Annotated in this window: 11 protein-coding genes; 5 read left to right on the top strand and 6 right to left on the bottom strand. The window is 43.2% G+C overall.

Annotated features, from left to right (window positions below; genetic code table 11):
- Window positions 1-187: 187 nt before the first annotated feature.
- Window positions 188-430, bottom strand: coding sequence for a hypothetical protein (locus tag ACFSVN_RS02710; protein WP_390298233.1), 243 nt, complete (start codon window positions 428-430; stop codon window positions 188-190).
- Between the two features lie 47 nt (window positions 431-477).
- On the opposite strand from ACFSVN_RS02710, the gene ACFSVN_RS02705 reads away from it, so the two are divergent.
- Window positions 478-2292 carry a Xaa-Pro dipeptidyl-peptidase gene (locus ACFSVN_RS02705; RefSeq protein ID WP_390298230.1) on the top strand — a complete coding sequence of 605 codons (1815 nt, stop codon included), beginning with the start codon at window positions 478-480 and terminating at the stop codon, window positions 2290-2292.
- A 484-nt stretch (window positions 2293-2776) separates the two neighbouring features.
- Here the strand turns inward: ACFSVN_RS02705 and ACFSVN_RS02700 are convergent, their stop codons facing one another.
- Entirely contained in the window at window positions 2777-4051 is a 1275-nt protein-coding gene (locus ACFSVN_RS02700; RefSeq protein ID WP_390298228.1) for a M28 family peptidase, read from the bottom strand.
- A 203-nt stretch (window positions 4052-4254) separates the two neighbouring features.
- Here ACFSVN_RS02700 and ACFSVN_RS02695 point away from each other — a divergent pair, with 203 nt between their 5' ends.
- Both ACFSVN_RS02695 and dcm read left to right on the top strand, forming a co-directional pair.
- Window positions 4255-4674, top strand: a complete 420-nt coding sequence (locus tag ACFSVN_RS02695; protein ID WP_390298225.1) for a very short patch repair endonuclease — start codon at window positions 4255-4257, stop codon at window positions 4672-4674.
- A gap of 2 nt (window positions 4675-4676) precedes the next feature.
- On the top strand, window positions 4677-5708 hold the full coding sequence (gene dcm, locus ACFSVN_RS02690) for a DNA (cytosine-5-)-methyltransferase (RefSeq protein ID WP_390298222.1): 1032 nt from the start codon (window positions 4677-4679) through the stop codon (window positions 5706-5708).
- On the opposite strand, the gene ACFSVN_RS02685 is transcribed toward dcm, so the two are convergent.
- The gene (locus ACFSVN_RS02685; protein WP_390298218.1) at window positions 5696-6820 is read right to left on the bottom strand and encodes a phospholipase D-like domain-containing protein; all 1125 of its coding nucleotides are present in this window, start codon (window positions 6818-6820) and stop codon (window positions 5696-5698) included. The two genes, dcm and ACFSVN_RS02685, sit on opposite strands and share 13 nt — an antisense overlap.
- 160 nt (window positions 6821-6980) lie before the next feature.
- Between ACFSVN_RS02685 and ACFSVN_RS02680 the strand changes: the two genes are divergently transcribed.
- Together ACFSVN_RS02680 and ACFSVN_RS02675 are read left to right on the top strand one after the other, a co-directional pair.
- Window positions 6981-7628, top strand: coding sequence for an HNH endonuclease (locus ACFSVN_RS02680; protein WP_390298215.1), 648 nt, complete (start codon window positions 6981-6983; stop codon window positions 7626-7628).
- 4 nt (window positions 7629-7632) lie between these two features.
- Window positions 7633-7878, top strand: a complete 246-nt coding sequence (locus ACFSVN_RS02675) for a hypothetical protein (RefSeq protein ID WP_390298212.1) — start codon at window positions 7633-7635, stop codon at window positions 7876-7878.
- Between the two features lie 476 nt (window positions 7879-8354).
- Here ACFSVN_RS02675 and ACFSVN_RS02670 read toward each other — a convergent pair whose 3' ends face one another.
- The 3 genes from ACFSVN_RS02670 to ACFSVN_RS02660 form a co-directional block, all read right to left on the bottom strand.
- On the bottom strand, window positions 8355-8852 hold the full coding sequence (locus ACFSVN_RS02670; RefSeq protein ID WP_390298209.1) for an HAD domain-containing protein: 498 nt from the start codon (window positions 8850-8852) through the stop codon (window positions 8355-8357).
- Window positions 8853-9187: 335 nt separating this feature from the next.
- Window positions 9188-9475: a type II toxin-antitoxin system RelE/ParE family toxin gene (locus tag ACFSVN_RS02665; RefSeq protein WP_390298206.1), complete on the bottom strand. Its 288-nt coding sequence runs from the start codon at window positions 9473-9475 to the stop codon at window positions 9188-9190.
- Window positions 9468-9695 (bottom strand): hypothetical protein, encoded by a 228-nt coding sequence (locus ACFSVN_RS02660; protein ID WP_390298203.1) that lies wholly within the window; start codon window positions 9693-9695, stop codon window positions 9468-9470. Before ACFSVN_RS02660 ends, ACFSVN_RS02665 begins: the two co-directional genes overlap by 8 nt.
- Window positions 9696-9927 lie beyond the last annotated feature (232 nt).

Below are 9927 nucleotides of genomic sequence, written 5' to 3'. Positions count from 1 at the left end.
GGGGCAAAACCATTGAACACGAGGGATCTCAAGGTTTGCACTACTTGCCAGGTCAACCTTTGATATCCTTCGCGGCAAACCTTCCAAACCTACATTCAACTCCACTTCGCTCAGGATGACGACTTTAGGGGGATAGAACTAAAAGAACAAACAAGGCCTTACTTAACTAATACACTCGCCTCCGTCGTCATCCCGAGTGCGTACCAAGTAGCCAGGGGTAATGCCCTTGAAAACGAGGGATCTCAAGGTTTGCACTACTTGCCAGGTCAACCTTTGATATCCTTCGCGGCAAACCTCCCAAACCTACATTCAACCCTGCTTCGCTCAGGATGACGACTTTAGGGGCTATTGGATATTGATCAGAGTGGCACCTTTGGCGAGTATAAAAGCTTTGTTTTACCCTAAGCTCAAAACTTTTTCCAACACTCAAATCTATTATCTGTTACTTTCCATCATATCTTAACTAATATTTTTTCCATGCGATCATTTTCCAGATTCTCACTTTGGCTTTCTGTATTTGCTTTGATCTTTGTTTCGGGGCTCACAGCACAAGATATTCAGGTACCCGTAATTGAAGACGGGCAGGCTCAGATCATCCCTGAATTTGAAGATCCCGAAAACTGGATCCGTCACGACCTCTGGGTTGAGACAGAATTTGATACCGATGGCAATGGTAAACCGGATCGTATGCATGTATCCGTTACGCGTCCTCAGCAAACTGAATCCGGGAACCTGAAGCTGCCGGTTATATATGAGACCAGTCCCTATTATTCAGGCACGGCACGTCCACCCTATGATTTTTTCTGGAATGTGGAGCATGAGATTGGGGAAGAGCCTCCGGTGCGAACAGAAGGGCCGGAAGTAGAACGCCGGGGAAATCGACCGATTATCTCCAACTCCCATATCAGAACATGGGTACCCCGCGGATTTATAGTGGTACACTCCAGTTCTCCCGGAACCGGACTGTCACAGGGATCTCCTACCGTGGGCGGCGAGAATGAATCGCTGGCTCCAAAGGCTGTCATAGAGTGGCTGAACGGTCGTGCCAATGGATATACCTCCCCTGATGGCGATGAAAAAGTAGAAGCTAACTGGACCACCGGTCAGGTTGGGATGACCGGAACATCCTATAACGGCACACTGCCATTAGCTGCTGCCACCACCGGAGTGGAAGGACTGGAAGCCATCATTCCTGTAGCACCAAATACGTCTTATTATCACTATTACCGCTCCAATGGGTTGGTGCGCTCGCCGGGTGGCTACCTGGGTGAAGATGTGGATGTGCTTTTTGATTTCATTCACAGTGGTGCTGAAGAATACCGTGAGCACAATCGTCGTGTTTACAGAGATTCCATCATCGCAAATGGCATCGATCGCAAGACCGGGGATTATAATGATTTTTGGGCCGGACGTGATTACCTAAATGAGATGGAGAACTTGAATGCACCCGTGCTGATGGCGCATGCCTTCAACGACTGGAATGTGATGCCCGAACACAGCTACCGCATTTACAAGGCATTGAAGGAAAAAGGGGTGCCAAGCATGATCTACTATCATCAGGGCGGACATGGCGGGCAGCCCCCTCTGTGGCTGATGAATATGTGGTTTACCCGATATCTCTTTGATGTGGAGAATGGGGTTGAGGATCTGCCTCGATCATGGATCACCCGCGAAGATGACGAGCGTGACCAGCCAACGTCTTATCCGGATTATCCCCACCCGGCAGCACAAGATGTAACCTTCTACCTCTCCGGAAATGCACCAGAACGAGGCACGCTTTCAACGGAAAGAACCAGGGGTGTGGGAACTGAATCCTTCATAGATAATGTCTCTTTTGACGGAACGGCTCTGGCCAAGGCCAACTGGACCAATCATCGCCTGATGTATGTGAGTGAACCACTTTCCGATTCCCTCCATATCTCCGGAGTGCCTTCCATCACGGTGAAGCTGGCGAGCAGCAAGCCGGCGGCAAATCTCTCGGTTTGGCTGGTGGCTCTGCCTTGGGAAGAAGGCCGTAGCGCTCAGATCACCGATAACATCATCACCCGGGGCTGGGCCGATCCGCAGAACCATGCATCGCTGACTGAAAGCGAAGCACTCGAGCCCGGAACCTTCTACACCATCACTTTTGATCTTCAGCCCGATGATCAGGTCATTCCGCCGGGGCAGCAACTTGGACTTATGATCTTTTCAAGTGATCAGGAATACACCCTGCATCCACAACCCGGCACCGAACTGACGGTGGATCTGGATGGGACCTCGTTGACTTTGCCGATCGTTGGAGGTTTTTAGGTTTATTGATATGCGATTAGCGAACGGTTATTAGCGATTTTTGGAGTGGCCGTGGTAGTGAAGGCAGATGAGGCCTTGGCGGCCACAACAGTCGTCATCCCGAGTGCGTACCAGGTAGCCAGAGGCAATGCCATTTAACACGAGGGATCTCAAGGTTCGAACTGTCTGCCAGAGCATACACTGAGATCCTTCGCGACATACTTCCCAAACCTGCATTCAGCCCCACTTCGCTCAGGATGACGACTTTGGGGGACTGGGATATAAAGAGCAAACAAAGCCTTACTTAAAAATACACTCCCTTCCGTCGTCATCCCGAGTGCGTGCCAAATAGCCAAGGGCAGTAGCATTGAACACGAGGGATCTCAAAGTTCGAACTGCCTGCCAGAGCATACACTGTGATCCTTCGCGACAAACCTCCCAAACCTGCATTCAGCCCCGCTTCGCTCAGGATGACGACTGTTAAGGTTTGGTATTCATTGAACCCCTAAAGCTCCAGATCAAAAACTAGCTCCTCCCCATCCCGAACCACCGTAACCGGGACCGTTGTTCCCCGCTCAAGTTCATTCAGGGCGCCCATGTAGCTGTAGATATCCTCGATCTCCATCTCTCCGATCCTGATGATGACATCTCCGCCTTCGAGTCCGCCGCGTTCGGCCGCGCCACCGTTGCTTACGCCGGTGATACGAAATCCTTCGCCATCAAAACCATAATCCGGAAGCACACCTAAAGTGGGGCCGTCCATGGACATGGACTGTCGCTGCTCGCCGGGAGCTTCCACAAAAGCCAATTCCTCTTTATCCATGGCATCCAGGCGCTGGATGACACGGGCTACGTGTTGCAGCAGTCGGGCCTGACCTTCTGCATTGATCCACTCCGTATCATCCGAAGGGCGGTGATAATCGGCATGGGTGTCGGTGAAGTAGTGCAGGACCGGGATGTCCTTGTAATAGAAACTCGTGTGATCGCTGGCGCCGGTTCCATCGGGAACGAGATCCAGGTCCAGGGAATCGGTGTTGGCTTCCGTGAGGATGGGTTCCCAGGCCTCCGTGGTAGCTACGCCGAAGATCATCATCCGGTCGTTATTCATTCGCCCGATCATATCCATATTGATCATAGCCAGCGTATTCTCCATATCCACCGTTGGGTTTTCTACGTAATACTGAGAGCCCAGCAATCCCATTTCCTCCCCGGAAAAAGCAAGGAAAAGCAGATCGGTTTCGGGGCGATTTTCAGAAAAAAACTCCGCCAGCTCCAGGAGTCCGGCCGTGCCCGAAGCATTGTCATCGGCGCCGTTGTGGATGGTAGAATCGCTGCTGCTGAGCGAGCCAAATTTACCCAATCCCAGATGATCGTAATGGGCCCCGATGATGATCAGCTCCTCCGAGTCTCCGGTTCCCTGAAGCAAGCCCGCTACATTTTTAGCCATTCTTTTATCACCGGCAGAACCGGAGTCGGCGGCATGGGGATTTTCAAGGATAGACATATTCACGGTGAAAGACTGAAAATAGGTCTCTTCCTCTCCGGCCGGGTCCAGTCTGTATTCCCGGAAATAGTCCGCGATGTAATTCGCTGCTTTGGCTTCCTCCGCCGTTCCGGTCTCGCGCCCTTTCATTTCATCACTCGCCAGGAAGCTGATATGCGACTGCACATCCATAGAGGAAATATCAGACATCGTATCGGCCGACTCATTTTCAGAGGCACAGGAAGAAAGAAGCATCAGCAGTGGGATCAGAACAGCAACAGCATTTCGGAATTTCATGGAGCAAAAATTTTTGGGTGATGATTGATGGGTTAAGATAGGGGTTTGTTGGGGTTATTGGGAATAATTGATTTAAGGGTGACGATAATTGTCACTACCTCTGTATATTTTATTCATAGGCTGAAATGAATAGCAAAAGAACTGTGAGTATATTTGTGATAGTGGCATAAGAATTATACACTTTAGTAAACAAATATATAAATATGACTGACGTTCACGAACCAAAGACTCGAAGTTATAATATGAGTCAAATACGTTCTAAGGATACAAAGCCTGAGTTAATTGTAAGAAAGTTCTTACATAGAAAAGGCCTTCGATTCAGTCTGCATGCAAAAGATTTGCCAGGTAAACCTGATATTAAACTCACTAAATATAAAACTGTAGTTAACGTCCATGGTTGTTTTTGGCACGGGCATGAAGATTGTGAGCATTTTAAGATGCCTAAATCAAATATAGATTATTGGGAAAATAAAATTTACGGTAATAAGGAAAGAGATAAAGCTAATAGGAAAAAACTAAAAAAAATGGGCTGGAAAGTAATTACATTTTGGGAGTGTAAGCTGAAAAAAGATGATTCTTTGGAAAGACTTGAAAACCTTTATTTAGAAATAATAAAAGAATAGCTATGTATACAGTCGGCGGTTTATTTTCAGGAGTTGGAGGAATTGAATTGGGTTTTGAGAGAACTGGAAAGTTTAGAGTTCTTTGGGCAAATGAGAATGACAAATATGCTTGTGAGACCTATCGCGAAAACCACGATCATCGATTATTTGAAAAAAGTATTTATGACCTAAAAGCTTCTGAGCTTCAACCTGTTGATGTTTTAACAGGAGGTTTTCCTTGTCAAGCTTTTTCAATTGCTGGTTATAGAAAGGGGTTTCAGGATGAAAGAGGTGAATTATTTTTCGAAATCATGAGACTTGTGGATGAGTTTGAAGAAATAGGACATAAGCCAAAAGTTCTTTTTTTAGAAAATGTCAAAAATTTCAGCACACATGATAATGGTAAAACCATAAAAGTTGTAGAAAAGGAGATAAGAAAAAGAGGCTACTCTTTCTTTGTCGAAGTTATAAATACTTCTGAAGTAACAGACATTCCACAAAACAGAGAAAGGACCTTCATGGTTTGTTTTAAGGATGAGAATAGATGGAATGAACTCATTAAAGACGAAAAAAATGCCGGTGATGTTTTTCAAGATTTATTTCCACCTAAAAAGTGTAAATCAAAAAAGCATATTCAGGAAATGCTTAGTAATGAAAAGGTGGATGACAGATTTTATTATGATGATCGATATAAAATGTTTAATCAAATCAAGGAAGCCGTTACTTCACCTGATACAACATATCAATGGAGACGTAAATATGTCAGGAAAAATAAAAGCAATGAGTTTCCGACCCTAACTGCTAATATGGGAACTGGCGGGCATAATGTTCCACTTATTAAGGATAAATCGGGAATAAGAAAACTAACCCCAAAAGAGTGCTTTCGTGTTCAAGGGTTTCCTGAAATTAAGCTACCAGATTTAAGAGGTGATGCTCAACTATATAAACAGGCAGGAAACATGGTTACGGTTGATGTGATTCAACTTATAGCTGAATCTATTGGGAAATCACTTGACTATAAATTTCAAGACAATGTTGAATATCAAGTTGCCTGAATACTTCGTTCTGGATCAATGAATTTTTCATAACTACCTACTGGCATAACATCTATTGTATAGTAATCTTTTTCTTTTTTTGTGACTATTACTGAATCAACACCAAGGTAATCTAGATGCTCTCGGGTTGCCAATTTACCTTCCTTTAAATTCAAAATAGTTCTTAGTAACCATTCACTTAAAGCTTTATTAGGATTTGTCATCAATGCTTTTGAATCTTGTTGGCAAATTTTCGCTTCAAATATTTCGCCAGTAGGTATTTCAAGCTTGAAAGGTGTGTCTCGAGAAGGAAAAAAATCAGGATATTTATTTCTTATATCTGCAGGATTTGGGATATAAACCTCTCCATAATCTCTTTGACGGCCTCCTGCATTCCATTGATTTAGCCCACTTTTTTCAGCTACTTCTCTGCTTTTACTTTGAGTAGAATACAATGGAAGAACAACATAATCAAAACTCTCTGCTTCTTCCTTTTTAAATAAATCATCTTTTAAGTTTAGCAGTAATTCAAATGGATCATCAACTATTTCTATTTCAATTTTAGAAGATTCCCCGACAGTAAAACGCTTATATAAAGTCGATTTAGAAATATTATAAGAGTACTCATAATGCTGATCTTCAAACTTCACAATATTGCTATTTGTTGATTTCAGCATTTTAATATTACCTAAATCTACTTTTAAGTAATCATTTTCAAAAACTTCCAGAACCCCATCTTTTCTTCCTACACAATGATATATCGCTTCTTTTACATTGTATAATCTTAGAGCCGAATTTATTCTACTATTTCTCGCCTTTGCTACTTCAATTGCTAATTTCTTCCCTTTCAACTCTCTTAAAGTTGATGAAATTGAATTAAATTCAGCAACTTTTTCCAAACTATTATCACTTTTAAGTAAAAATGTTTTTAAGCCAACCCCTATCTCATCTATTGTGGCATCATAGGAAGAATCTTTTCGCGCTAAATTTTTTGCTCCAAAAGCTCTGCAAAAAATATTCTCCGCTATTCGATAATTCATATACGGGGCTTTCCCTTCGCTAAATAATCTTGAAAGTGCGCTAATAATTTTAAGTAATTCAGTGTATTCTCTGTTTTCAAATTTAATAGCCATTTGTAAATCCGGACATAATTTGTTTAGAAAATTGAATATACTGCTAACATAATCAATTTAACTTATATCTCAATTATAAAGGATTTTGCGAAACCCCAAATGGCATAGAGATGAAATAATTTTAGCACTTGATCTATATTTTAGGATGGATTCAAGTAAGATGACCAGCTCACACCCTGATATTATTGAACTGTCTAAGTTATTGAATCGACTTCCTATTCATGATATAAGACCAGATGAGGTAAAGTTTCGGAATCCAAATGGGGTGAACTTAAAATTGAATAACTTCAAAGCTTTTGACCCTTCTTATTCGGGTAAAGGAATGGAAAATTATGGGAAGCTTGATAAACAAGTATTTGACGAGTTTGAATCTGACACAGATAGATTGCACAAAATTGCTGAACGAATACGTGCCGTTAGCCAAGATCTTGACCTGGCTATAGAACTCTACAAGATCAATGAGGAAGACGACCGAGCTTTTGAAATACGTGAAGGAACCGTCATCTATAAGCTTCACAAATACAGGGAAAGAGACTCCGATATCATCAAACGAAAAAAAGAAAGGGAATTTCAACGACTAGGCCGGTTACCCTGCGAAGCATGTACCTTCGATTTCTACCAAAAATATGGTCAGCTTGGCTACAAATACATTGAATGCCACCACCGTACACCTCTTTCTGAATTCTCAACTTCAACGACTACCACTCTAAAAGACTTGGCATTGGTTTGCTCAAACTGCCACCGAATGCTTCATAGAAAAGTGGATACCTTAAGTGTCGAAGGTCTTAGAAATATCTTAGCCAGTTAATAATATGAACAGGATCAAACAAATCAACTTCGAGTATCTAACTCCAAACAAAACGATCGAGGAGTTGTTAGTCTTCAATGATCACAGCGAGGGAATTTTCTATCTCTACAACTACAAAGGAACTTCATTCCGTCTCTTCCCTTCAAAACAAAAGCTGGATGATTTTTTCGATAATTCATCTGATGAAACACTCCATTTCCAAACCGAAGAAACCTTAGACAACTACCTTAACCACATTCAACTTCCCTAAACCAGTTCTACAAATTTCTTTATTGTTAAGGCTTCTGTATCAGATAATCGGCCTTAGAAAAAAGAGCGTGAAGAAGATGACGGAATGCAGCGTTAAGAAAGAAATCATACCGCATGGCACTTAACTTTCAGGCAAGCCCGGTGATGGAGCATTGATTTCTTTTAGTGAAATGGAGACAGCTTTAGCTCTTTTTTCGCAGACGAGAGCTTTTGGTTCTTTTGTCGGCACAAAAGAACAAGGAACACGATTGTAGCCAGAGGTCAATAGGGGCGCCGGAAAGTTGCAAAAAGTACGCCCCAACGCAGAGCGTGTGGGGCGAGGCGAAGGAACGCGACCAAGGTCAATCTATCAATAGCAGTAACGGGAAGCCGGAGCTTCCGGGAATGCATTCCAAAGATGGACCTTCGGAACGAGGATCAAGGTTGAAATGCGATGGAAGATGTGCGATGGACCGATTTGCGAAGTGGGTTAATATTTTAAACCAACCCCGCCATCCTCTTCACCTTTTCCTTATCGGCGAAGCCGACCTTGGGGTCGCACTGGATAAAGCGCTCGCCGAATTGGCTTAGTCCTTCGTCCATATCATCCAGGATGGCATACCTGGGGACCTCTTCGGTGTACAGGTGCTCGGAGATCCAGCGGCGGATCTCATCCCCGCGGTTTACATTTCCGGAGTTTTCGTAGATCAGGGAAGGTGTGACGCCAACCACATATTTCCCCGGCAGCCCATTGGTCTCGAACAATTCCTTTAGCTGTCGGAGGGAATGGTCGTACCGCCAGGTGGAACTCACCACGATCTGTCCGTTGTAATACTCCACCAGCAGCTTCAGATGCGCCATTGCCGTCGGACACCAATTCTTATTGCTGGACCTTCCCGTATCCCTTGCCTGCTTCCGCAGATGCGCCTCCGTATTCAGTACGCCGTCAATATCCACAAAAAGGGTGAAGGTGGTTGTATTTTCATCACTACTCATGGACTTATTTTAACAACATGGAAAGTTAGGGGCAATTTTAGTTTTGAGTTTTGAGTGTTTAGTTTTGAGTTGGGTTCAAGGTTTTAGGTAAATTGGCAACCAAGCCATCCTTTACTTCAGCGAGGAATTCATTCTGTATTTTGGATTAACGAATGGAACGCGGATGAGGCAGATTTGGCAGATTGTCGCTGAGGCATGGTTGAACTGATGGATCGAATTGCGAAACAGGAACCCAAAGCCATCCATCACCCCGCTATTCAGCGGAAAGATGGATTCCCGGCGGGTAATTTTCAATAATGAATTAATACTTCATTTAACGTTTAAAATTTGCAACCTTAATTCTTTTGACGGTTATCCAGAATAGTTATCACCTTTATAGTTTCCTCGCCAATTTCATAAATAACCGATTGATGTTTTGAAATAACAGCCTTTCTAAAATGGGGAAATTTCAACGATGAAGGGTATAGCTTTGGAAAGTAACTTATACGATTTTCAAACTTCTTCAGCTTTAGCAAAAAACTATTGACTTCTGTTTCACTCCATTCCTCTAAAAGATATGCTTTGATATCCCGGATCTTATTTGACGACTCAAGCGACCATACTAATTGCTTTCGCTCAGCCATGCTTATCCCAAAATTCCCGGCTGCTTAATGTTCTTCCCTTTTCATGATCTTCTTGCCCTTTTTTTATGGACTCTTTTTCTTCTTTGGTCAAACCATCATACCAATCTCCTTCCGTCTGCTCTGCTTCTTTCATAAGCTTCAGCGTTTCCAGCAGATCTTCATTCCCCGGCTTTGAGATCCACTCTACTAATTCTTCTCTGACTATATTTTCATCGTCCATGTTTTCTCCTTTTTGTAAGTCATTCAATATATAAAATTCGGGTTTTGAGGCAAATTGATTTGCGATATGTGATGATCGATTTTTTGGGAATAAAACTAACGAATGGAACGCGGATAAAGCGGATTCTGCGGATGATCGCAGAGGTGGGATTGAATTGCGATGGACGATGGACGATGGACGATGGACCGATTTATGAAGGAATGACTAGGATATAAACAAGCTCCGAATGCTC

This window comes from Gracilimonas halophila (assembly GCF_042684365.1).
Classification (GTDB): Bacteria; Bacteroidota; Rhodothermia; order Balneolales; family Balneolaceae; genus Gracilimonas; species Gracilimonas halophila.
Note: the sequence above shows the minus strand (reverse complement) of the source record. Positions and strands in the feature narration are given on the sequence as shown.